This window comes from Membranihabitans marinus (assembly GCF_019802045.1).
Classification (GTDB): Bacteria; Bacteroidota; Bacteroidia; order Chitinophagales; family Saprospiraceae; genus Membranihabitans; species Membranihabitans marinus_A.
In genome coordinates this window covers 1-25862 of the sequence record NZ_JAHVHU010000010.1, presented here as the reverse complement: position 1 = coordinate 25862, position 25862 = coordinate 1, and the positions used below count along the sequence as shown (strand labels likewise).

Sequence of the window (25862 nt, the reverse complement as noted above, 5' to 3'; positions counted from 1 at the left end):
CTTTTCGGTTTTTAATTGATTAATGCAAAACTATCAAAATTATTTTTACATTTGCTAATCGAATCAATTCTCAAGGCAGATTGATTTTTATACAGAAGGGTGGAGAGAACAGGCTCTGCGAAACCCTAGCAACCGCTACTTGTAGAAAGGTGCTAAATCCTGCCAAGAAATTGGGGATATAAAAACAATCATCAATTTTTCTGATATTTATATACCTATATTTTTTGTTCAGGACGCTGTAAAACGGTACGAACACCTGTAATTTATTAATTATTTAAACCTTCAAATCAGAAAAAAATGGCAGATTTAAAATTTGAGACACTTCAGGTGCATGCAGGGCATGAAATTGATCCGACATCCATGTCTAGGGCTGTACCCATTCATCAGACGACCAGTTTTCAGTTTAAAGACTCCGAACATGGTGCGAATCTTTTCGCGCTGAGAGAATTTGGTAATATTTATACGCGGATTATGAATCCGACCAGCGACGTCTTTGAGAAAAGAATGGCTGCATTGGAAGGGGGGACTGCTGCCTTGGCAACTGCGTCAGGTCAATCCGCTCAGTTATTGGCCATCACGAATATCGTCGATTCAGGGCAGAATTTTGTATCCTCCCAGGATCTTTATGGTGGAAGTTATAACCAGTTCAAAGTCACCTTTAAAAGAATGGGGATTAATGTAAAATGGGCTGACCCGACTGAACCCAGCACTTTTGAAGATCAGATTGATGAAAATACTCGAGCAATTTATATGGAAACCATAGGGAATCCAAGTTACAATGTTCCGGATTTTGAAGCGATTGCTGCGATTGCTAAAAAGCACGATTTACCGCTTATTGTTGATAATACCTTCGGGGCTGGCGGGTATCTGTGTCAACCCTTAAAGCATGGGGCCAATGTCGTAACACATGCTGCAACCAAATGGATCGGAGGACACGGAACATCGATCGGTGGTGTGATCGTAGACGGGGGTAACTTTAATTGGGGAAATGGAAAGTTTCCACAGTTTTCTGAGCCATCAGAAGGGTATCATGGTATGAACTTCTGGGAGATTTTTGGTGAGGATGGACCTTTTGGAAATATTGCTTTTGCCATACGTGCCCGGGTCGAAGGGTTGCGTGATCTTGGACCCGCTCCAAGTCCTTTCAATAGTTTTTTAATGATTCAGGGCCTGGAAACATTGAGCTTGAGAATGGAACGAACTTGTGCGAATGCTTTAGAGCTTGCAAAATGGTTGAAGGATCATCCAAAAGTAAAATCGGTGAACTATTTGGGGCTCCCTGAGCATCCGACCCATCAGGTTGCTTTAAAGTATCTTAAAAATGGATTTGGAGGCGTCCTTTCTTTTGAATTGAACGGCGATAAATCCGCCGCTATCAAAGTTGTAGATTCGTTGAATTTGATTTCTCATTTGGCCAATGTCGGTGATTGCAAAACGTTGATCATACAGCCTGCGGCTACGACGCATCAACAATTAACCGATGAAGAGCAGCGCAACGCGGGTGTCAACCCGACCACGCTACGGATCTCTTTGGGAATTGAGAATATCGAGGACATAAAGAATGATCTGCAACAAGCATTTGATCAAATTTAAAATATTATAATGGCCTGATGTCTAAAAGATGTCAGGCCTCATTTTATGAGTTTGAGCACTTTTACATACAATCAGCCTTTTCCTTTGGAAAATGGAGAAGAATTACCCCGGTTTGAATTGGCGTACGATACGCTGGGGACGATAAATGAAAATAGATCCAATGTTATCTGGATCTGTCATGCTTTAACTGCCAACAGTAAACCACAGGAATGGTGGCCTGGCCTGGTGGGAGAGGGGAAGGTATTTGATCCCCGCAAGCACTTTATTGTCTGTGTGAATATGCTGGGTTCTTGTTATGGGAGTACCAACCCCCGATCTGTCGAACCCGGTTCCAAGAAACCCTACGGGGACCGATTCCCTCTTCTGACCAACAGAGACATGGTTCGTGCCATGGACTTATTGCGTCAGAAATTAGGCATTGACCAGATCGTCCTGGGAGCCGGCGGTTCCATGGGTGGTCAACAATTGCTCGAATGGAATATTATGCACCCCGAGTTATTCGAGAATATATTTGTGATCGGAACAAATGCGGTCCATTCTCCCTGGGGAATCGCTTTTAATGAAGCGCAGCGAATGGCCCTGGAGGCCGATCCGACGCTGTGGGATTCAACACCTGATAGCGGCAAAAAAGGACTGGAAGCTGCACGGGCAGTGGCAATGTTATCTTATAGGAATTATCAGGCCTTTCATCAAACTCAACAAGATCATCCTGACAAACTAATTAATTACAGAGCCAGTACATATTTACAATATCAAGGTCAAAAATTAAGCAATCGATTTGATGCCCAGTCGTATTACTATCTGACCCGGGCCATGGATAGTCACAATGTTGGCCGGGGAAGAGGCGGTGTCGAAGAAGCGCTGTCACATATTCGGGCGAGAGCCTTAGTCGTGGGGATAGAATCTGATTATTTGTTTCCGGTGAATGAGCAACGAAGGATTGCCAAATGTCTAAAACTCAGTCATTATCTGGAGATATCCACACCGTTCGGTCATGATGGATTCCTGATTGAGTGGGATCTTTTGGATGATATGGTTCGTAGTTTTTGGAATAATAATACCTGAATCTGCGAATGAATTTATAATTTTGAGTTTTTAATTGTTATTTCGCTGGATGATAGCTATTATGTTATCCGTATTTAATGGAATCGGTTAGTAATCCTCTTAATCATCCTGGATGTGAATGAGACTATGGATTGCTGCGATACCATACATTTTGACAAGATAGTATCCTTATACCTAACAACTACTAACTAACACCGAACATATGGAATACCAACACAAACGTTACAAGAAATTATTAGTAGCTAACCGGGGTGAAATCGCCATTCGCATATTCCGGGCAGCGACAGAACTCAATCTTCGAACGATTGCAATATATACTTTCGAAGACCGGTATTCTTTACACAGATACAAAGCGGATGAAGCTTATCTCATCGGACCCAAGGATGAACCATTGAGTCCATATCTGGACATTGAGGAGATTATTAAAATAGCCAAGGACAATGAGGTAGATGCTATCCACCCTGGATACGGATTCCTTTCAGAAAATGTACATTTTGCCCGACGATGTCGGGAAGAAGGAATCATTTTCGTAGGTCCCACACCAGAAACAATGAATGCGCTCGGTGATAAAGTACGCGCCAAGGAGATTGCAGAAAAAATGAAAGTGCCTACCATCCAGGATAGCCAAATAGATATTGATTCTGAAGATGCCGTTCTTAGTGAAGCCCGGCGTATCGGCTTTCCGATTATGGTGAAGGCCGCTGCAGGCGGTGGTGGTCGCGGTATGCGGGTTGTCCGGACAGAAGATGACTTGGTATCCGCTTTTAAAGAAGCGCGACGTGAAGCAAAAACGGCATTCGGTGATGATACAGTTTTTCTGGAGAAGTTTATTGAAAATCCGAAACACATCGAGATACAGATCCTCGGGGATCAATATGGCAATCTTGTTCACTTGTACGAGCGGGACTGTTCGGTCCAACGCCGGTTTCAGAAAGTAGTTGAAGTGGCGCCTAGTATTGGATTGAGTGATAGCACGTTACAGCAATTGTATGACGCCGCACTTAAGATCACCCGGCATGTAAATTATGTGAACGCCGGAACGGTAGAATTTTTGGTAGATCAAGACCAAAATGTTTACTTTATCGAGGTGAACCCCCGGATCCAGGTGGAACATACCATTACCGAGGAAATTACCGGGATTGATATTGTCCGGACGCAGATACTGATTTCTATGGGGTATGAACTTTCTCATAAGCTGATATATATCAAAAGTCAGGAAGATATCAAAACTCAGGGTTACGCGATACAATGCCGGGTAACAACGGAAGATCCGGAGAACAACTTTAAACCGGATTATGGTACACTGATCGCCTATCGGTCTGCTAGTGGTTTTGGTATCCGACTGGATGCAGGAAGTGCTTTTCCGGGATCAACCATTAGCCCGTTTTTCGATAGTATGCTTGTCAAGGTGACCGGATGGGGGCGTACTTTGGACGGAGCAGCTGATCGGCTCTATCGGGCATTGATCGAGTTTCGAATCCGTGGAGTGAAAACCAACATTGGATTTTTGTTGAATCTGCTCAATGACCCTGATTTTAGAAATGGTCAGGCCACGGTCAATATGATTGCTGCAAAACCTGAGCTGACCAATGTGATGCGACGCAGAGACCGGGCCACAAAATTACTTCGATACTTGGCCGGAGTTATCGTGAATGGCAACCCGGATGTAAAGTATATGGATCCCACCAAAACAGAAAAACCAGCTGTAGTTCCGGATTTCTCACCGAATGCGGATTATCCGAATGGAACCAAACAACTTTTAACTGAGAAAGGACCCCGGGAATTTGCAAATTGGCTAAAGAACGAGAAGAAGATTCATTTTACGGATACGACTTTTCGCGATGCACATCAATCCTTGTTAGCGACACGGATGCGTACATTGGATATGCTTAATGTCGCTGAAAGTTTCGCCAAAAATCATGGTCAGGATGTCTTTTCGATGGAAGTATGGGGCGGAGCTACTTTTGATGTGGCACTTCGGTTCTTAAAAGAAGATCCATGGACGCGATTGCAGTTGATCCGGGAAAAAATACCTAATATTTTGCTCCAGATGCTCCTTAGAGGCTCAAATGGGGTAGGGTATAAAGCATATCCCGATAATCTGATCGTGTCTTTTATAGAGAAAGCTTGGGAAAATGGGATCGATCTGTTCCGAATCTTTGATTCGCTGAATTGGATCGAGAATATGCGGACCAGCATCCGAACTGTAGTGAATAATACCGATGCATTGGCTGAAGCATGCATTTGCTATACCGGTGATATTTCTGATCCCGAGAAGCAAAAATATGATCTGGAATACTATGTAAAGCTGGCCCGTGAGCTTGAGAATGAGGGAGCTCATATTCTTGCTATTAAAGATATGGCCGGCTTATTAAAACCCTATGCTGCTGAAAAACTGATCCCTGCTCTGAAAGAGTCGGTTTCGATTCCCGTGCATTTGCATTCCCACGATACATCCTCTATGCAATCTGCTACTTATCTCAAAGCCATTGAAGCAGGAGTCGATGTGGTGGATGTAGCATTGAGTGCAATGTCCGGATTAACCAGCCAGCCAAATTTCAATTCTTTGGTCGCCACCTTGCAGGGGCAGCCCCGAGGAAGAGACATTGACCTGAAAAGCCTGGATCGGTTTTCGGATTACTGGGAAATTGTAAGATCTTATTACTATCCTTTTGAAACGGAGTTACGAGCTGGTACGGCCAGCGTGTACCGCCACGAGATTCCCGGGGGACAATATTCCAATCTTCGTCCACAGGCCCGTGGATTGGGGCTCGAAGATAAATTTGATACCATTCGGGAAAATTATCGGATCGCCAATAAGCTCTTTGGAAATATTGTTAAAGTGACCCCTTCGTCAAAAGTGGTCGGGGACATGGCTATGTTTATGACGTCCAACAACCTGACCGAAGCGGACATCAGGACGAAAGCGAAAGAACTTTCTTTTCCGGAAAGTGTAAAAGCATTATTTAAAGGTGACCTCGGACAGCCTTACCAAGGTTTTCCGGAAGAATTACAAAATGCAATCCTTCAAGATGTCACCCCATATACCGATCGTCCCAATTCCCAATTGGATCCCATTGATTTGGAGTCTGAATTTGAAGATTTTAAAACGACCTATGGGCCCTATGTAAATTACCTCGATTTTCTTTCAGCAAAGCTTTATCCTAAAGTTTACGAAAAATATCAGGAACACTATGATAAGTATGCCATGGTCAGGACTTTACCGACCTGGTCATTCTTCTATGGAATGAAAGAAGGAGAGGAGATTCTTGTAAATATGGACAAAGGGAAAACCCTTCTCATAGAATACGTGTATAAGACCACCCCCAATGATAATGGCGAAGTGTTTGTTACCTTCAAACTGAATGGTCAAACACGAACCGTACGGGTACAGGATGACTCAGTGAATGTAGTCGTCAAAAAGCATCGTAAAGCAGAGAAGGTTACTGAGGTTGGTTCTCCATTGCAAGGTAATCTTTCTAAAATTTTCGTTGAAGAAGGTGATACCGTAAAGAAAAATCAACCTCTGTTTGTCATAGAAGCCATGAAAATGGAGTCGACCATTGCATCACCAATGGCCGGGGTCGTAGAAAAAGTTTTCCTCACGGAAAAAACGATGGTGGAACAGGATGATCTGGTCGTGGAAATACAGCCCGAAAGAGGATGACACCTGAGTTGCTTGTCATAACAATGCAGTCAGCTGGTTATGGGAATTGATTTTTATTCCGTTTTAACCGACCCATGGAGAGAAAAGATCTAATGTCGATTCTTCAGCTTTGTTCCGCGACTAAAACTGAGGCAGCACGCAGAGGATTGTGCCGAGGTAGTTCTTGCGGTGATGTGTAGGCGCTGATGGTTTATGCACGAATAGTAAAGGATACGGAGGCATGGTGCAAGGAAGAATGATCAGCGTGTAGGATTTATTGGTAGGGCGGTAGCCACGCCAATACCTTCGGATATTTATTACATGAATTTGGATCAATAATTTAGTTAACTCGTGCGATTTATACCCCTTTTCTTTTTCTTTGTAACCAGCTATGTGACGGGACAAACCTCTTTGGATCTACCCAATATTGTGCTGATTATTGCCGATGATATCGGATGGAATGATGTAGGTTGCTATGGGAACGAAGTGGTCAAAACCCCGAACATGGACCGGATCGCACGCGAGGGTATGCGATTCGACAATGCCTATTTGACGACCAGTTCATGCAGTCCCAGCCGGACAAGCATTATCTCAGGCAGGTATCCGCACAATACGGGCGCGGCTGAGTTGCACACCCCGCTACCTCCGGAGGTTGGTATTTTTCCGGAGAAATTGCAAGAAGCGGGCTATTTCACCGGCCAAGCTGGGAAGTGGCATATGGGTAATGCGCCCAGACGGGGTTTTGATGTGATTTACGATGGGCGGGATGATTTAGGACCGGGTGGTGAAAAAATGTGGGTTCCTCTATTGCAAAACCGACCGAAAGATCAGCCTTTTTTTCTTTGGTTAGCAGCTACAGATGCGCATCGGGGGTGGGGACCAAACATGTTTGAGGGCCAGCACCATCCAGAAGATGTTCAAGTTCCTCCATTTCTGGTGGACTCCCTAGGAACCCGGATGGATTTAGCCAAATATTATGATGAAATTATGCGGTTTGATTACTATATCGGAGAAGTCGAACGCGAACTGAAAGTACAAGGGGTTGCAGATCAAACTTTGATCATGATTATTTCAGATAATGGACGGCCTTTCCCCCGGTGTAAAACACGACTATATGATAGTGGAGTTAAAACACCCCTGATTGTAAAGTGGCCCCACGGAATGAATGGAAAAGGACAGACTTCTGGAAGTCTGGTTAGTGTGATTGATATCGGTGCTACATTGCTTGAGGTGGCTGGCGCGCCACCTTTAAAAAGCATGCAGGGCCAGAGTTTTCTTAAATTATTCAATGCACCAAATATGCCATTTCGAAACTATATATTTTCAGAACACAATTGGCACGATCATGAAGCATTGGAACGAATGGTGCGTACAAGAGATTATTTATATATACTCAATCTTCGACCAAATTTGCCTAACCAGGGACCCGCAGACTCCAATAACAGCCCATCTTTTGTGGAACTAAAAGATAAAAGAACGAAACATCAGTTGACAGCAGCCCAGGTTGATGTATTTCTGAGTCCGCGGCCTCGGGAAGAACTGTTTGATTGCCAAAGAGATCCATTGCAGCTTATTAATATAGTAGCAGATCCGGCTATGGATACGAAATTGTCAGAGTTACGCAAGATCATGATGTTGTGGATGGAACAGACGGGGGATACTCATCCAGAGCAACTCACACCGGATTGGTACAGTCGGGAAAGTGGAGCCGCACTGGACATCGATCGAAAAAGGGGAGAGATGCCGGGTGCTTCACAATCGGCTGTTTCGGTATCTGATCCCGGACCGTTTTGATCCAAACACATGTACCCTCATTAGATTTTTTGACACAGGATAATGATCTCTGCATTCCGAAAGCTCAAGGGGGTGTGGGCGAGAAGACTGAAGAATGGTTCCACTTAACAATGTATTAAAAACCGGACCAGGTAACAGGGATATAAAAAGAATGTAATACCTTGATCGTGAAATGCCGCGCTGACGGCTTGGATGGCTAAGACGCTAAGAGATAGTCGATTTTATACTCTGATTGGACTCGTTTATGAGGATCTTATTACCATTTATTTTTACCTTTTTGCTTTATTCTCATGGAATAACGCAAGTGGGAAGTTCTTGCAATGATCCGGTATTACTTGACACCTTGATCGATTTGTGTTCTGAAAATGGAGCCTACAATCTGGGAAACCAAACTGATTCCGGTGTAGATCGGCCTACGTGCTTTCCACAAGATTCCGGCGTAAAAGATATCTGGTTTCAATTTAAGCCTACTTTTGAAAATATAAATATTGTGGTCAGAGGGGCTTCCCGGTTTGATAATGAAAATACGCTCCTGCAACCCCAGATGGCGCTTTATAAAGGAGATTGTGATGATCTTGGAATCGTAAGTTGCAACTCCGATGCCCGGAACCTGAATTTTATAGAACTTACTGTCGGGGATCTGGACTTGGGAGCCACCTATTTTCTCCGGGTCAGTTCCAGGAACAATGATGATGGTCGGTTCCAGCTCTGTGTGAACAATTTTCAATTTACGCCTGAATATTCATCCGACTGTCCTGATGCTACCGTGCTGTGTGACAAGGAAACCATAAAGGTCGATCTGGTTTCGGGAACCGGAAAAATCCAAGATGAAGCTGATGATACGTGTCTGGATACCGATCCTGTCACTGGAGAAGATGATGGTAATTCTGAATCTTCTAGTGTTTGGTTCAAATGGATTGCCCGCAACGATGGGGATTTGACATTCACGTTGGATCCTATTAATCCGGTCGATGACCTTGACTTTGCCGTTTTCGAGTTGCCTCGCGGACTTGATGATTGTCAGAACAAAAAAGTTATCCGATGCATGGCCTCCGGAGAAAATGTGGGGGAACCCTTTGATGATTGGAAGGTATGTACTGGACCCACCGGACTCCGGGTGGGAGAGACGAGTACGTCAGAACAACGAGGTTGTCAGGAAGGAAATACAAATTTTTTGGCGCCCATTAAAATGGAAGCGGGGAAAGCCTATGCATTGATCGTCAATAATTTTAGTGAATCGGGCTCCGGATTTCGGTTGGAATTTGGGGGCGATGGTGAGTTTGCAGGTCCTGATGCCAAAATGATATTTCTCGATGATAAGCCTGTTTATTGTCCGGACGAAGAAATTCGATTTTATGCGGAGGAAAACAGCATCAGTGGTCAGATAACTTCATATGAATGGGTGTATTCCGGCACAAGTACATCTGGAAACCTGAACGGCGCCGGTCCTCATTCCATTTCTTTTTCTGAGGGGGGGAGTAAACCGTTGATTCTTAACCTGGAAAGTGATATCGGATGTGTGACCGCATTGGATACTGTTATTGAAGTAGAAGACCCCATCGAAATAACCGCTGTAGTCGATTCAATTTCGTGTCATGGTTATGGTGATGGTCAGATCAGCGTTAATTTTGATTCGCCGTCACCGGTGACCGCTTCTTTTTGGTCGGATGGAAATACGGAACAGATCCGAACAGATCTTGAACCCGATGCGTACACCTTCACCGTACGCAATGAACGCGGATGCTCAGCTTCTGAAACCTATCTGCTGGAACAGCCCTTGCCGATTGTGATCGATCAGATTCTGACCAATGCATCGTGTGGAGGTGGGATGGATGGTTCGATTCGGCTGGATGTATCAGGAACTTTTCCGGAGTTTGAGTATGATTTTAAAGATGGTCAGGGGTTTACCCACGTAGATACCCGAACGGATCTACAGGCAGGTATTTACCCGGTCTTGGTCCGTGACCAGATGGGGTGTCAAGAAGACACGCTTGTGCTGCTCAGCGAGATCGATCTCAATGTGGATGAATCAATGCTCCATGAACCGAGCTGCTTTGGGTATTCAGATGGCCAGATTGAGTTGATCGTTAACGGTGGTCGCCAACCGTATGAATTTGACTTTGATACGACAGGTAATTATAGCTCCAATGCCTCGTATGGCAATCTTCAGGCGGGAACCTATTACGTCGCGATCAGGGATCAGGATGATTGTACAGCTTTTAAACAATTACAACTGAATCAACCCGATTCCATGACGGTAGCAGTGGATACGACCCATATTTCGTGTTTTGGGGAACAGAATGGTAAGATTAGTATCTCGGTGGAAGGCGGAACCCCGGATTATCGATATCAATGGAACAACGGGGCGAATTCCCCGCTATTGATTAATGTACCTGCCGGAGATTATCATGTTGAGGTTTTTGATCAGAATGATTGTATTGCCGAAGCATCTTTGACGCTACGGCAGCCGCCAGAACTTCAAGTTCGCCTCGAAGAAAAAATGGATTTAGTGTGTTTTGGCGACCAGAATGGATTGATCCGGGTCGCAGCGACGGGCGGAAGTGGAGAATATATTTACACGTTAGGAAGTAGTACCCATTCGCCCACGCCGGTTTTTAATCAATTGGCTGCCGGTCAGTATAAGGTCTCCGTTCAGGATGAAAACGGTTGCAATAACGAGATCACCGTGAACCTGACTGAACCGGAAGAGTTGGTGGTACAAATAACGACAGAGGGTGACTCAGCAAATTTCATACGTTTGGGTCAATCGCTCGAATTGGGGAGTGCTTATGAGCCACCAGACCGCCAAATGTCATGGAGCTGGTCACCAATCGATCGGGTTGACTGCGAAGATTGTGCCCGGGTATCATCGATGCCGGTGGTTAATACGACTTTTACCTTGACCGGTACTGATCAGGATGGCTGTACGGCACAAGACGAGTTGCAAATACTTGTAATTCCTTTGAGAACTGTCGGAGTCCCCAATGTGGTGATTCCCGAGGAAGGAGGTCAAAACAGTTTTGTGACCATCTACGGTGGACCGCATATTGCGCGGATTGTAAAATTTAATGTATTCGACCGGTGGGGCAATTTGTTATTTACGCGATCAGATTTTCCACCCAATCAGTTTGAACTGGGATGGAACGGTCGAGTAGACGGGAAAAAGCTTATACCAGGCATCTATGTGTATAGTGCTCAGGTCGAGTTTATTGATCAGATTAAAAAAGATCTGGCAGGAGAGATCTTACTAATTGAATAAGCAGTCAACCAATTGGATCACTCTGGTGTTGAAGTAAATAGTTCCTGGAATATGACAGTTAATACAATATGAAAATACAACCAATACCAACCTTCGGTACCATGCTGCTGCTGATATTATTAGCCTTTGGATGTGATGATAAGGAGGTAGTTTCGGAATTGATCGTTCCGAATGCAGACGATATGGAAAGCGACATAGCCTATGATGTGACGATGGAGTATACAGACGATGCAAAAAAACTAATGGAACTGGAGGCTCCGGTGCTTAAACGAAGAACCACCAATCCCGAAAAAGATATCTTTCCGGAAGGGATCCTGGTTACTTTTTTTAAGGAAGAAAAATCTTATGCGACCCTGACATCGAAATACGCAGAGCGATTGCCAGATAGTTATCTGGTGATTGCTTCTGACAGTGTGGTATTTGAAAATGTCCAGGGTGAAAAATTAGAGACCAGCCAATTAAAATGGGATGAACGTAAAGGAAAAATATTTACGGATCGGTTTGCTCGGCTGACCCGGCCAAATGAAATCATTTATGGTTATGGTTTTACGGCCAATCAGGACTTTACAGAGATTGAATTCGAAAAAACGACCGGGAAACGTCCCCTTCCGCAACTGGAAGGTTTGGTGAATTGAAGCGGGAAGGAGACAAAGTAACATTGAATGACAACTTAGCAACTCCGAAAGATGCAGCTTGGTCGCTGTTATCCGTATTGTTCAGGTACATGAATACCGGAGGAAGTAAGCACTTCCAGATTGCTCCATCCTCTACATTCCTTTCCGGGTCACGCTAATTCTTTTCCGGGAAATGTCCACCTCCAGTACTTTGACCTTCACTTCCTGGTTGATTGACAATTCTTCAGCGGGGTCTGATATAAACCGGTCAGCTATTTGTGAAATATGAAGAAGAGCAGATTCTTTTATTCCAATATCCAAAAATGCGCCGAATTTGGTCAGGTTTGTGACCACACCCTGTACTATCTGTCCATTGGACAGGTCATCAATCCGCTCCAGGCCAGCTGTAAATTCTCTTGGTGTTGCCTTTGATCGGGGGTCCAGTCCCGGTTTACTCAATTCCTTGATGATATCATTTAGGGTTGGTAGTCCTGTCTCCGGCGTGATATATTTGGTGAGATCTATGGTCTGTAGAATCTCATCATTGGCCACCAGTTGTTCTGTCGTTTTTCCCAAATCATGAGCCATTCTATGAACCAGTCCGTAAACTTCCGGATGGACTCCGGTGTTGTCCAATGGATTGAGACCCTTCTTCACTCTTAAAAAACCCGCACATTGTTCAAATGCTTTTTCGCCGAGTCGGGGAACTTCTTTTAAGGATTCAATACTGTTTATCCGTCCTTTCGTCGTGCGATATTCAATGATGTTGCCCGCCAAAGTAGGGCCTAACCCTGATACATAACTCAGCAGATGTTTGCTTGCCGTATTGACATTGATTCCCACTTTGTTCACACAAAATTCAACGGTTTCTGTCAAACTTTCTTTTAATTTCTTTTGGTTGACATCGTGTTGATATTGACCTACACCAATAGATTTGGGATCGATCTTGACCAGCTCCGCCAATGGATCCATAAGCCGACGTGCAATGGATACAGCGCCACGAACAGTAATATCTTTGTCGGGAAATTCTTCGCGGGCTAATTCTGATGCCGAATAAATCGAAGCTCCGTCTTCATTGATAAGAAATATTTCGGTATTTTCATTCAGTGTTGTTTTTCGGAGCCATTGATAGGTTTCCCGGCCTGCCGTACCATCTCCGATAGCGATCGCCTGGATCTTATATTTATGAGCCAGCTTTACGATCATTTCCTCTGCTTTGGTGATTTGGTTTTGAGGCGGATGTGGATAAACGGTGGTATGGTACAATAAGTTTCCTGAATCATCCAGGCATACCACTTTACAACCCGTCCTGAATCCAGGATCAATACCCAGGATGCGTTTGGCTCCCAATGGCGGTGAAAGTAATAGTTCAGCGGCATTTCGTGTAAAAACCCGGATCGCCTCCTCATCCGCTTTTTCCTTGGCGTCTTTGAGTACTTCATTTCTTATGGAAGGTAGGATCAATCTTTTCAGAGCATCATGTATGGCAGCTTCCAAGTAGGGAACCGCATCGCTATCCTTTTTGATATAATACCGGCCTATTCTATCCATGACCTCCTCGAACTCCACATCGACTTTCACTTTTAAGACCCCTTCTGCTTCCCCTCTCAATACGGCTAGTAACCGATGGGATGGCATTTTATTTAGATATTCATTTGAATCGAAATAATCTTTGAATTTTTCTCCTTTTTTTTCCATGTCTTTCACCATTCTCGCATGCAGCATGCCTTTCCTGGAAAAAATATTTCGTATGATATTTCTGACGGCGGGATTTTCGCTGACCCATTCTGCAATGATGTGTTGAGCACCTTCAATGGCGTCCTCTGCCTTGCCAAATCTTTCAGCCTGTTCCCGAACGTTATGTGATTTCTGAGCCATGATAATTTTTGCCAGACCTTCGTAACCGGCTTTTCGGGCTTTGGCTGCCTTGGTTTGTGTTTTTCTTTTGAAGGGAAGGTACAAGTCTTCCAGCTTCTTATCGTCCCAGCATTTTCCAATAGTAGTCCGAAGGCGGTCGGTCAACTCACCTTGCTCCTCGATGGATTTTAGGATACTTTCTTTTCTCTTGATGAGGTCTTGCAGTTTTTTGTATTCATTTTGTATGGTGGAGACCGCAACTTCATCAAGTGAACCTGTTTGTTCTTTTCGGTAGCGTGCTATAAAGGGAATGGTGGCGCCCTCATTCAAAAGATTGATTACCGGGTTGACTTGATTTATGGCAATACCACTTTGCTGGCTGATTATTTTCGAAATCATGGTTTTTGATCGTGTTCAGTTAGAAAAATTTTCCTTGCTCAATTTTAATAGAATGTTTTTGGACCTCGCTTGATAAGCTGCAGAATGTTCCTTTCGCTGAGCTAAAAGGATCTGTTTGAGTTGATCTGAAATCCAGGGTTGCGTGTTTCTTAAATGGAACAAAGTCTGCATGGCGTAGGCCTTTGTGGCGACTTTGTGATTTCCAATCAGCCAATCAAAACAATGCTCTACGATGTTGCGTGTATGTTCAGGAGTTATTTGATCGACAAAGTTAGCATCATTTTGCGCATATTTTTCGGATACCAATTCATATATTTTTGCCAAAGGCCGAAGACAAGATTCGCACTGTTTCTCACAACTGGTCATTCCCTGGATACCCATGATGAGGAGATCCATTTCTGGCAGGACCCATTCCAATCGACGGTGACACACAAACTCCAATACCCAACACGCCCGGTGTGAAATCAGCTCGTCCTTGGAAAAGCAGTAGTGAAGCAGTGCTTCAAACTGATCCGGTTCTGAAATAATTAGGTCAGCAGTCCACTGCCGACTATGTCGTGCAGCCGTGGTGTTGATCAAAGCTTGACGCAACTGATTCATAGCGTTTAGGGTTTTGCTTCTAACAGATGCAATAGTTCAGAGAATATTAATGCGGTTGCTCCCCACAGGGTCTTACCAGCTACATCAAAATAGGGAACATCTTTAATTAATTGCCCCCTGATAATAAAATCTTTTCGTTGAATCGCATATCTGCTGTTTAAATGAATCAGCGGACTATCAATAATGGAGGCTACTTCCTCCGGATTTGGTCTAAGTTCAGGGAGCTTTTTTTTGAATGCAACGAAAGGGTAGACCAGAAAGTTGCTCACCGACACGTACAAGGGGGTGAGCTGCCGGGTGGGGTGACTGATGGGAAGTCGTACCCCGATTTCTTCATCCATTTCACGAAAAGCACAGGCTTTTAGAGTTTCGTTTACTTCTCTTTTTCCACCTGGAAATGCAATCTGACCCCGATGTTTGTCCTGTACAATGTGGTTCGAACGCTGGATAAAAAGTATCGAGGGAACACCTTGACTGGCGTGAACCAGTAGCACTACTGCCGCATGTCGGGCATCCGGTGGAGTTGGCGTGAGATAACGGGGGGAGTCTACCAGCATATCCAAAGACTCGTGACCGGGTAGGTCAAGTGTTGGATTATGTAGTATTTCGTCCTCGTATTGATGGAAAACCGAGGTGTACGTTCTATTATTGTTCATGCTAATCTGGTTCACAAATGTATCCTTTACCAGATCAAACAACAAATAAGAAAAACCGTTTACTCTTCGCCTTTGATTTCTTTGATGTAGTTCTCCAGTGCCATGGACATAGAAGGAGCATCGGTCGATGGTGCTTTAATGTTGATCTTAAGTCCTTTTTCCAATACCGCTTTACTGGTGCTGTTTCCGAAAACGGCTATTCGGGTTTCATTTTGCTTAAAATCAGGAAAGTTCTCATAAAGAGACTGGATCCCCAACGGACTAAAAAACACCAATACATCGTAGGTAATAGCTGCCAGGTCGGAAAGATCACTGCTAACCGTTTTATACATCATGGCTTCCTGATAGTCGATTTTCATTTTACTAAGAAAATCCTGCACTGGTTTACTACCCAGGTTCGAGGTGGGTAGGAGGAATTTTTCTTTCTTATGTTTCTTCAAAGCATTTTCCAGGTCGGAAATTAATCGTTTACCTACAAAGACTTTTCGCTTTCGATAGATAATAAATTTTTGAAGATAATTCGCAATAGCTTCCGACAAGCAGAAGTATTTTGTGTCGTCGGGCATTTTGATCCGCATTTCCTCGCACAGACTGAAAAAATGATCGATGCTGTTGCGGCTGGTGAATATGATGGCTGTATATTCATCCGGTTTGATCCGGGTTTTTCTGAATTCTTTTTCCGGTACAGGCTCTACATGTATAAACGGACGCCAGTCAATTTGAATCCCGTATTTATCTTCCAGTTTATAATAAGGGGAATATTCGGGTTTAGGTTGTGAGACCAGAATCGTTTTTACGTCTGGTGCCTGGTTTGTTTGATCTTTTTTCGCCATATCAAGGAGTGCAGTTTTACCTTATTTCTATCAATAGTGTACCAAAATATCAGCTAATAATACCGCGGGTACTATTTCAACGGCACAAAAGTACAAAATATATTGGAATAAATGTTTAGAAAGAAAAAATTTGGCATGTAACATCGCCTTGAATTGACGATACAGTAAAAGTGATGCTATGCATATGAAGCAGATTATCAATGCAATAAACAGATATTTTATCGGTAGCACGGAAATCATCAGGACCAGTGGAATCATCCACAGCCCGATCAATCCGCCTGATAAAATCATCCAATATTGATAGAATTTTACCTCAAACGGTTTGTCGACCAATCTGGAAGTCAGGTGAAGGACAACATGTTTGATCACAAAAAGCAATACGACAACACCCTGGATGGTCAAATACTCATAAAAAGTGGATGCTTTTCCATAATTTTGAGCGGCCCGGAAGATGATGAATCCTAGTCCAAGTAGAAATAAGATGTTCAAATATATGAATAATCCAGGCTTACGCAGATAGGTATCCCGGTATAGGAATCTCAAAAAATTTTCGTGTACAAACGCTTTTCGCAATGGAGGGAATACCTTTTTATCATAGATGAATGCCCCCAATAAAATCAACAGTAGAATCAGATCGAAAACATAAAACCACCACGAGGTGTCTTGAATGTCCACATCTGAACTTATTTCTCCGGGGGGAACTGGTCTGTTGTTTTTCTCTGAGATCGATGGGGGGGCTGTGGTTCGTTGTGTACCAATTATTACCTCCATGGAGTCCACATTTTGTCCCACAGCCAATGAATCCGAAAAGGGAATTCCGGGGGTGAATTCATCGTTTGATGTCGAAGGCGGTGTCGAACTTTCCTCTGGAACCTGAATATTGAGTTCGGACGTGTTACCCGGTTGTGAACTTGTGTCAATGAGCTCTCGAGACTTTATTTCAAAAGGGTTTTGTGACTGTGCCCCCAGGTCTGTGAAGCCTGTTGCCAGCCAAAAGATAAATAGCCAGATGCAATTCAACTTAATTACTAACGTGATTTTTTGCATATCTTTTCGCAAAATAGGTGATGATCAAATCACTACCGGCCCTTTTCAGCGCGGTCAGTGTTTCCGGGAGTGCCTGGTTCAGATCGACATAGCCCTGAGCTGCAGCGGCCATCAACATGGAATATTCGCCGGATACATGGTACGATACGATGGGAATATGAAAATTATTCCGTAAATCCCGGATAATATCCAGATAATGGAGCGCGGGTTTGATCATGATGTAATCCGCACCTTCCTGCATGTCCAGCTGACCTTCGATGAGCGCTTCCCGTCGGTTCGCCGGGTTCATCTGATAGGTTTTTTTATCGCCCCATTTGGGTGTACTGTCGAGCGCATCGCGGAAAGGCCCATAAAACGCACTCGCGTATTTGGCGGTGTATGACATAATTCCCACGGAAGTATGGCTGTGAGCATCCAGCGTATGGCGGATATGCTCCACCCGGCCATCCATCATATCCGAGGGACCGATCAAGTCAAATCCCGCATTGGCTTGAGCCAGTGCCATCTTGCTTAGGATTTCCAGCGATTCATCATTGAGTATTTTACCGTCGGCCACGATTCCATCATGACCTTCAGAGCTGTAGGGATCCATGGCTACATCGCTAATCAGACACAGCTCTGGAAACTGATTTTTTATTTTTTCAGCAACTGTGAGATAGAAGCAGTCAGGATCATAACTGTAACTGGCCTGCGGATCTTTTTTGGACTCAGGTACCGCAGGGAAAAGCATGACGGCCTGTATGCCCAGATCCATAGCTTCGGCAATTTCATCCAGGATGCCTGCTTCACTGTGCCGATACACATCAGGTAGCGTGGATATAGCTTCCTTGGGACCGGTACCCGGCATGACAAACAATGGATATATTAAGTCATTTACCCCCACCCGGGTTTCTTGATTCATCGCCCGGATGGCTTTGGATGCTCTGTTTCGTCTCGGTCTTCTTAGCATGATTCTATATATGATAATCTATGAATAATGAGCAGGTCAGAAGTATTTATTTCTAATCTTTTAGACGGTCCTTGAGCGGTACGGGGTCATGACCATGCGGCCCCCACGGGTGACATTTGCTTATCCGCTTAACCCCGAGGTAGATCCCCTTAACAGGGCCCCATTCACCGATCGCATCGATCATATACTGTGAACAGGTCGGCTCAAAACGGCAATTTTTACCTAGGATCGGCGATATCAGAATCTGATACACGCGGACCGGAAGAATAAAAATCTTTTTGAGCACTGCCATCATTTGTTCTGAACTTTAGATGTTACCCGTATGAAAGTTTCTTTTCTGCGCCTCCATTGAGCTTTATATAAATTATTGGCGTACCGAAACTAAATACCGGTTACTATATCGCCCGCGAATCTCGTTGATTTTAGCAGAACTTAACGCATAGCGACACGCATTGTGCCGCTTATTGTGGTAAAAACCTCACCTCCGGCGAGGTGGCTACAGCGTTGTGCTGCGAAGTTTACGGGAGACCCAACACACCTAACAGCGCAGCACCCTAACCCCTAACCCCTAACACCTAACACCTAACACCTAACACCTAACACCTAATACCTAATACCTAATACCTAATTCCTTATACCTAACCCCTTACCCCTAACACCTAGCACCTAGCACCTAGCACCTAGCACCTAACACCTAACACCTAACACCTAACACCTAACACCTAACACCTAACACCTAACCCCTTAATACCTATAATACTCCGGCTTGTAGGGTCCTTCCTTGGCCACACCGATGTACGCGGACTGATCATCGGTCAAAGTTTCCAACTCAACGCCTATTTTAGCCAGGTGCAATCGGGCTACTTCTTCATCCAGGTGTTTTGGAAGGGTATATACTTTATTTTCATACTGGTCCCCGTTCCCCCACAATTCCATCTGAGCCAAAGTCTGATTCGTAAACGAATTGGACATCACAAACGAGGGGTGACCGGTGGCGCAACCCAGGTTTACCAATCGACCTTCTGCCAGAACGATAACATCAGAACCATCAATGGTGTACTTATCCACCTGAGGTTTGATTTCAACTTTGGTATCGCCATAGTTTTCATTGAGCCAGGCCATATTAATTTCATTATCAAAGTGACCGATATTACAAACCACTGCCTTGTCTTTGAGCAAAGGAAAGTGTTGTTCTGAAATTACGTTTTTATTTCCTGTGGCCGTGACTATAATATCGACTTCTTTGGCCGCATCTTCCATTTTCTTAACTTCAAACCCGTCCATAGCAGCTTGAAGTGCACAGATGGGATCGATTTCTGTTACAATGACCCGGCAACCGGCTCCGCGCAAGGAAGCTGCAGATCCTTTTCCGACATCCCCGTATCCGGCAACTGCTGCGACCTTACCCGCTAACATCAGATCCGTCGCCCGGCGGATGGCATCCACACAAGACTCCTTACATCCGTATTTATTATCAAATTTGGATTTTGTTACAGAGTCATTGACGTTAAAAGCCGGGATGGGTAATTTCCCCGTTTTCTCCAATTCATAAAGTCGGTGGACGCCTGTCGTCGTCTCCTCACTAACACCTTTGATACCTGCGATCAACTCGGGGTATTTTTCAAAAACGATCGCTGTCAAATCGCCGCCATCGTCCAGGATCATATTCAAAGGTTTGCCGTCTTCAAATCCGAAGATGGTTTGTTCGATACACCAGTTGTATTCTTCTTCGGTCTCTCCTTTCCATGCAAAGACGGGAACACCGGTCTCCGCAATTGCCGCAGCGGCGTGATCCTGTGTGGAGAAAATATTACAGGATGACCAGGTCACCTCTGCACCCAACTCAACCAGGGTCTCTATCAGTACGGCTGTCTGAATCGTCATGTGAAGGCAACCGGCTATACGAGCACCTTGAAGGGGTTTGGAATCTCCGTATCGTTCTCTCAGAGACATCAATCCCGGCATCTCGGCTTCCGCCAGTTCAATTTCCCGGCGACCCCATCCGGCCAACTTGATATCTTTGACTTTATAGTTCAATTTGGTATCTACAGACATACTGATTAATTATAATTAATAAATTAAAGTTCAATTTTAAAACGGTGACTACCGGGAAGCAATTGCATCCCGTAATCGGATGCAAAGGTATTACTTTTCAGTAATATCCCGATACAAATTCATGATTTGTTCCGTCAGAGCCACCCGGTCAAAAGTGTTTAAATGTTCTTTCACCTTAACAGCATCAGGCGGAGAATGTTTGAGACTTTTTACAATTCCTTCGGAGATAGAATCAATCGAGTATGGATTCACATAAACCGGCAGTTTGCCACCAGCCTCCGGCATCGAACTGGTGGAAGAGGTGACCACCTTCGAACCACATGCCAATGCTTCCAAAACCGGCAGACCAAACCCTTCATACAACGAAGGATACAAAACGGTTTCTGCCAGTTGATACAAGGCAGGCACGTGCTCAAACGGAACCGGTGTACGGACCTGGACCCGATCATCCAAGTTTCTTGAGTGGAGGTATGCTTTGATTTCCTGTTCATAGTGATTGCCTTTTCCAAAAATAAGCAATGGGATCTGATCTGCCCGGGGCAATCTTTCCCAGGCTTGAATCATCGGCAGAATGTTTTTTCGCTTCATCAGCGCACCCACATAAAGCATGTACTCGGCGGGGAGTTTATACTGACTTTTAATAAAGTCTGAATCATCTTTCGAAAGCCGGGGTTGGTAAAACTGTCGATCGATCGGCTGGTAGATGACGCTTATTTTGGCAGGGTCCGCATGGAACCGTTCGATAAGATCCTGCTTTGTAGCTGCACTAATGGCGATGATCCGGGTACTTTCCCGAATGCATTTTTTTGTTTTTAGGCGATAAATTATGCGATCATGCCAGGGGAAATCCGCTTTGACAATATCAAAAATGACATCATGAATGGTTACTACAGATGGAATACCCGTTTTGTGAATCCCAAATGGAAGCTCATTGGATAGACCATGAAAGAGATCTGTTTCTGATCTGAGAATATCTTCTTTAATGCCCATGCTTCGCCACAAAGGATTTGTTCCAGTCGGGGTGATGATTTGTTTGGGATTAAAAAGATGGTTGTAATCCGATACAGGATTGGGGGTGAAATAGAGATATTCTTCTTCAGGATAAAAGGAGTTTAGATTGTGAATCAGTGTCCTGGAGTAATTACCTAAACCGGTACGGTTGTGAAACGCTCGCTTTGCATCGAATCCTATCTTCATGCTGTATTTTTTGATACGGGGTCCTTCTGAGCTGAGAGTAGGTAAGGCATGTAATCCTGATCATAAGCTTTTAGAAGCAAGTGACAGGTTTCTTCGATGGTCTGCTCAATGGGTGTAAAGGTAAATCCAAGTAACTTTATTTTTTGATTGTCATAGTTAAAATCCTGGTAAGCGTTGCGTACGCTGTCTCTGGTGATCACTGGCCTGGATTGAGTAAGCTTTGATTTTACCTTCTCCAGAAAAACAATTGAGCTGGCCACCCATTTGGGGGCACTAATGCTGGGAGGATCCACGTCCAGATGTCGAGCCATTAATTGAAAAATATACTTAAAGCTATAGTTGTCTTGGTTGATTATATATCGCTGATTTACATGATGTAATGTCATAAATGACACGGTAATTTTGGCGACATCTCTGACATCGACAAACCCGGTACCGCCCGGGGGGTAGTATTTTAATCCTTTGTGAATTTGCATAAACAGCCGACAGGATGAAGCATTCCAATCACCGGCACCCAGAATGATCGACGGGTTGAGGATCACCGCATCCAATCCCTCTGCAACTCCTCGCCAAACTTCCATTTCACCCAGTTGTTTGCTTCGACCGTACTGAGATATATAATGGTCGTCGACCCATTTGGTTTCCTCCGTGATGGGGACCCGCCGGCGAGTTTTCGCTATAGCTGCTATGGAAGAAAGGTGAATGAGCCGGGGGATCTTATGATGCAGACAGGCATTGACGATGTTTTCTGTACCCTGGATATTGATATCATACACTTTTTCTTTATCCTCTGGGGCGAAAGAAACCAAACCGGCGGCGTGGATGACCCTGGATGCACCTTGAACCTGGTGGTAAATGTCATCGACATCCAGAAGGTCCGCAGTGTGCCATTGAATGGAATGTTTAAAGGAATTAACCAGTCTCATATCACTGGTTTTCCTTCGGATCGCATGGATGTTCTGAAAGCCTTGATTGATTAGTTCCCGCAGGATATATGCCCCGAGAAATCCGGTTCCACCCGTCACCAATACTTTATCTTTTTTATTCATCCGGATCATTCTTCTTTGAGTTTGAAGGTATAACTGGCGACAGAATCGATTTGTTCACTGGTGAGCACATCTTGAAAACCCATCATGGTGACCCGGCCATTTTTTATGATTTCCACCCGACCTTCTTTGGAAAGTCCGGAACGGGAAAGGTCGATGGCGCCAATGGCTGCCAGCTTGCCGTCGACACCGTGGCAATTCACACAATACGCCTGGTAAATTTCTTTTCCTGTTTTAAGTTCAGAGGTTGACTGACACTGCATCAAAGTGAAGATCAATAATCCTAAAAGGATGGGGGTGTATTTTATTTTATGATTCAATAGCATGGAGTGTGTCATGTACGGTATTCAATAAATCTTTTACACTTTCTCTGGATTCGGATTGTGCATAGACCCGAAGGACCGGTTCCGTACCGGAGGGTCTGATCATTACCCAATCGCCATTGTCCAAGGTGTATTTGAATCCATCCAGGTCTTCGCTTTGAGCTATTTTGCGATCACCAAACTGGTTAACAGGGTGACTCCGGAGGTGTTCTAGTATCATTTCTTTTTTTTCTGAACTGATGTGCAGGTCGTCGCGATCAAAAGTAAACGGTCCCACTTTGTCGTAAATATTCTGAATAAGCTGTGTCAGCGACTGGCCCGATTTGGCCATGTATTCAAATATAACCAATGCGATCCAGATGCCGTCCCGTTCGGGAATATAACCGGTCACTGCAATTCCTCCGGATTCTTCACCAGCTACCAGAATGTCCGTTTCCTGCATACGCTGAGCGATGTATTTAAATCCGACCTTGGTCGTTTCAACATCAAGGCCGTACATTTCAGCGAGTTGTTTGACTTTGTTGGTAACCGAAAAAGTAACGATGACTTTTTCTTTTATTTTTTTGTACTGGTATAAATACTCCAGCAATAGCAGTAAAATGTGATGAGAGTCAACAAAATTTCCATTTTCATCATACATGCCGATCCGGTCTGCATCACCGTCGTGCGCCAAACCCACATCGTACTGGCCTGGATTATTTCGGATGGTCGCAGCGAGTTCCTGTAAATTTCGGTCGATGGGTTCCGGCGCTTGTCCATGGAAGGAGGGATTGTGTTCACAATGCAGAAAATGGGCATCGGGAAATAGTCTTCGGACTGCCCTTTGGCCGGCTCCGTACATGGCATCGTAGGCAATTTTCAATCCTGAATCATGGATCGCTTGCAGGTCAAAAGAATCCCGGACCTTATCGATGTAAATGCTTTCGAGATCTTTGCAGTGTAGCAATTTCTTTTGCTCTAATTCCTCCAGCGTTAGGACCTGTACAACGGGTGCGTCGGGTATGCGATCTTCCACAGCTGCTACTTCTGCCGGTATGCTCGGTCCGCCGTGTCTGGACTTCAATTTGAACCCGCTGTAGGTAGGAGGATTGTGGGAAGCTGTAATGACAATGCCCAGATCGGCTTTTAGATGGTGAACAGCGTAGGAAACCATTGGGGTCGATACAAACGTGGCATTATTTAATACAACCTGAATTCCCATGGAGCCAAGGACGCCGGCTACCAGTTCTGAAAATGCCTGTCCCTGAAACCGGCAATCATACCCGATCACCACTTTCTCCATCCCTTGTTCTTGCATAAATCTTCCCGTCCCTTCTGCCACACGACGTACATTTTCAAAGGTGTATCCGTCCGCAATGATGGCGCGCCAACCATCTGTTCCAAATTTTATTTTCATCCTGTAGTTTTTCAGTGAGCCAAGATATATATTTATTTATGAAATGTATAGAACCGGATTGAAAATCAAATGTCAGAGGCAGGGTTGTCGACGGGTTAAATCACGACTTTTTTATCCATGGAGGTTTGGAAACTGGGAGCTGGAATTTGACAACTAAAATTTGAAATCAAGATATATCTGTATCTTTATCCTGCGAACATGTTTTTCATCACTATGCAGTGAATAAAGTAAGCGAAGGAGTAATACATATGTCAAAATATAAAGATACGTACCGACACCGGGGGATGCGCCGGCAATTAATAAAAAAGCTTAGACGTAAGGGGATAGATAATGAAAAATTATTGGAGGTCATGGGGGCGCTTCCTCGACATTACTTTTTTGACACGGGCTTCGACGACTGGGCGTATAAAGATGTCGCTTTCCCAATCGGGGAGGAGCAGACCATCTCCCAACCATACACGGTCGCCTATCAGACCAATCTCCTTGAGATCACGGAAGGGGATAAAATCTTGGAAGTGGGGATGGGAAGCGGTTATCAAGCTGCGATTCTGCACGACATGGGGGCAGCGGTCTATACCATCGAACGGCATGAAAGCCTCTACCTCCGGACGACCCGTCTTTTAAAAGAATTGGACTACGATCACATTCATACTTTTCTCGGCGATGGATTCCAGGGTTTGCCGCATCTGGCACCTTTCGATAAGATTCTGATCACTGCAGCGCCCGATAAGATGCCCGTGGAGCTGCAAAATCAATTGTCGGTGGGTGGGTTTATGGTTTTTCCATTGGGTGGACAACATGAATCGCAACAAATGATCCGGTTAACGAAAACAGACGGCGATCCGGTCATTGAACGGTTTGACTACTTCCGGTTTGTGCCGATGGTGCGCGGGGTGAATAAAGCTGAAAGCGAATAAAGCTCAAAGTTGAAAGGGCCAAGCTGAAAGCGAATATAGTTTAAAGCTGAAAGGGCTAAGCTGAAAGCGAATAAAGCTCAAAGTTGAAAGGGTCAAGCTGAAAGCGAATATAGTTTAAAGCTGAAAGGACCAAGCTCAAAGCGAATAAAGCTGAAAGCTGATTAAGTGCGATTAATAGAATTAATCAATCCTTTGATCATGGACGCAATTTCAATGGCATCGGATTCCAGTTTTCCTAATTCTTCTTGTGATATCCAATTTCGTTTTTCGAATAGTATAGCGAGAGTTACCGTTTCGTAAAGTGAGCCTCGAGCGATATATAAATATTGGACAAATTCCTTTTGAGAATTCCTACCTTTCCCTTCTGCTATATTCATAGAAACAGAAGATGATGCAGATTCGAATTTCTCGATGAGTCAATAATGCTTTTGGGAGGACTTCAAATTCTCAGAGAGAGCAATAGAATAATTCGCAAATGCAATGGCTTTATGCCACACGGGCTTGTTTAAAATTTTGTGTATTCGCTCAAAATTGATTCTGATTTCATGAGTAAAGTTAAATAATCATTTTATGACTTTCACCCGATCCGGGAATAAGATAGTCAGTTGGTTAAAAA

20 protein-coding genes and 1 riboswitch are annotated in these 25862 nt (G+C 44.3%); of the genes, 7 read left to right on the top strand and 13 right to left on the bottom strand.

The features are described 5' to 3' along the window. The first annotated feature begins 84 nt into the window (after positions 1-84). A riboswitch (SAM riboswitch) is annotated at positions 85-185 on the top strand. A 112-nt stretch (positions 186-297) separates the two neighbouring features. From KUV50_RS11330 to lptC, 6 genes are all read left to right on the top strand, one after another. Beyond that, positions 298-1593, top strand: coding sequence for an O-acetylhomoserine aminocarboxypropyltransferase/cysteine synthase family protein (locus tag KUV50_RS11330; RefSeq protein ID WP_222580269.1), 1296 nt, complete (start codon positions 298-300; stop codon positions 1591-1593). A gap of 45 nt (positions 1594-1638) precedes the next feature. Then, entirely contained in the window at positions 1639-2658 is a 1020-nt protein-coding gene (gene metX / locus KUV50_RS11325) for a homoserine O-acetyltransferase (protein ID WP_410000047.1), read from the top strand. Positions 2659-2860: 202 nt separating this feature from the next. Beyond that, complete coding sequence (locus KUV50_RS11320; protein WP_222580267.1) at positions 2861-6325, top strand: pyruvate carboxylase; 3465 nt, start codon at positions 2861-2863, stop codon at positions 6323-6325. 330 nt (positions 6326-6655) lie between these two features. Further along, on the top strand, positions 6656-8098 hold the full coding sequence (locus KUV50_RS11315; protein ID WP_222580266.1) for a sulfatase: 1443 nt from the start codon (positions 6656-6658) through the stop codon (positions 8096-8098). A 244-nt stretch (positions 8099-8342) separates the two neighbouring features. Beyond that, on the top strand, positions 8343-11357 hold the full coding sequence (locus KUV50_RS11310) for a gliding motility-associated C-terminal domain-containing protein (protein ID WP_222580265.1): 3015 nt from the start codon (positions 8343-8345) through the stop codon (positions 11355-11357). Between the two features lie 68 nt (positions 11358-11425). Beyond that, positions 11426-11992 (top strand): LPS export ABC transporter periplasmic protein LptC, encoded by a 567-nt coding sequence (gene lptC, locus KUV50_RS11305; RefSeq protein ID WP_222580264.1) that lies wholly within the window; start codon positions 11426-11428, stop codon positions 11990-11992. Positions 11993-12124: 132 nt separating this feature from the next. Here lptC and KUV50_RS11300 read toward each other — a convergent pair whose 3' ends face one another. From KUV50_RS11300 to KUV50_RS11245, 12 genes are all read right to left on the bottom strand, one after another. Next, positions 12125-14227, bottom strand: a complete 2103-nt coding sequence (locus KUV50_RS11300; RefSeq protein WP_222580263.1) for a Tex family protein — start codon at positions 14225-14227, stop codon at positions 12125-12127. A gap of 15 nt (positions 14228-14242) precedes the next feature. Next, positions 14243-14827: a hypothetical protein gene (locus KUV50_RS11295; RefSeq protein ID WP_222580262.1), complete on the bottom strand. Its 585-nt coding sequence runs from the start codon at positions 14825-14827 to the stop codon at positions 14243-14245. Positions 14828-14832: 5 nt separating this feature from the next. Next, positions 14833-15483 carry an NUDIX hydrolase gene (locus KUV50_RS11290; protein ID WP_222580261.1) on the bottom strand — a complete coding sequence of 217 codons (651 nt, stop codon included), beginning with the start codon at positions 15481-15483 and terminating at the stop codon, positions 14833-14835. Positions 15484-15542: 59 nt separating this feature from the next. Beyond that, positions 15543-16316, bottom strand: a complete 774-nt coding sequence (locus tag KUV50_RS11285; RefSeq protein WP_222580260.1) for a uroporphyrinogen-III synthase — start codon at positions 16314-16316, stop codon at positions 15543-15545. Positions 16317-16346: 30 nt separating this feature from the next. Further along, positions 16347-17363, bottom strand: coding sequence for a DUF4271 domain-containing protein (locus KUV50_RS11280; protein WP_222580259.1), 1017 nt, complete (start codon positions 17361-17363; stop codon positions 16347-16349). Then, positions 17338-18312: a porphobilinogen synthase gene (gene hemB / locus KUV50_RS11275; protein ID WP_222580258.1), complete on the bottom strand. Its 975-nt coding sequence runs from the start codon at positions 18310-18312 to the stop codon at positions 17338-17340. Before hemB ends, KUV50_RS11280 begins: the two co-directional genes overlap by 26 nt. Positions 18313-18364: 52 nt before the next feature. Next, complete coding sequence (gene yidD / locus KUV50_RS11270; protein ID WP_261395162.1) at positions 18365-18604, bottom strand: membrane protein insertion efficiency factor YidD; 240 nt, start codon at positions 18602-18604, stop codon at positions 18365-18367. 452 nt (positions 18605-19056) lie between these two features. After that, the gene (ahcY, locus tag KUV50_RS11265; RefSeq protein WP_222580256.1) at positions 19057-20367 is read right to left on the bottom strand and encodes an adenosylhomocysteinase; all 1311 of its coding nucleotides are present in this window, start codon (positions 20365-20367) and stop codon (positions 19057-19059) included. A gap of 90 nt (positions 20368-20457) precedes the next feature. Next, positions 20458-21564 carry a glycosyltransferase family 4 protein gene (locus KUV50_RS11260; RefSeq protein ID WP_222580255.1) on the bottom strand — a complete coding sequence of 369 codons (1107 nt, stop codon included), beginning with the start codon at positions 21562-21564 and terminating at the stop codon, positions 20458-20460. Next, positions 21561-22613: an NAD-dependent epimerase/dehydratase family protein gene (locus KUV50_RS11255; protein ID WP_222580254.1), complete on the bottom strand. Its 1053-nt coding sequence runs from the start codon at positions 22611-22613 to the stop codon at positions 21561-21563. Before KUV50_RS11255 ends, KUV50_RS11260 begins: the two co-directional genes overlap by 4 nt. A 5-nt stretch (positions 22614-22618) precedes the next feature. Further along, complete coding sequence (locus KUV50_RS11250; RefSeq protein ID WP_222580253.1) at positions 22619-22948, bottom strand: c-type cytochrome; 330 nt, start codon at positions 22946-22948, stop codon at positions 22619-22621. Then, complete coding sequence (locus tag KUV50_RS11245) at positions 22920-24329, bottom strand: phosphoglucomutase/phosphomannomutase family protein (protein WP_222580252.1); 1410 nt, start codon at positions 24327-24329, stop codon at positions 22920-22922. Before KUV50_RS11245 ends, KUV50_RS11250 begins: the two co-directional genes overlap by 29 nt. Before the next feature lie 248 nt (positions 24330-24577). Here KUV50_RS11245 and KUV50_RS11240 point away from each other — a divergent pair, with 248 nt between their 5' ends. After that, on the top strand, positions 24578-25246 hold the full coding sequence (locus KUV50_RS11240; RefSeq protein ID WP_222580251.1) for a protein-L-isoaspartate(D-aspartate) O-methyltransferase: 669 nt from the start codon (positions 24578-24580) through the stop codon (positions 25244-25246). A 161-nt stretch (positions 25247-25407) separates the two neighbouring features. Here the strand turns inward: KUV50_RS11240 and KUV50_RS11235 are convergent, their stop codons facing one another. After that, positions 25408-25623 carry a four helix bundle protein gene (locus KUV50_RS11235; RefSeq protein ID WP_222580250.1) on the bottom strand — a complete coding sequence of 72 codons (216 nt, stop codon included), beginning with the start codon at positions 25621-25623 and terminating at the stop codon, positions 25408-25410. Between the last annotated feature and the right edge of the window lie 239 nt (positions 25624-25862).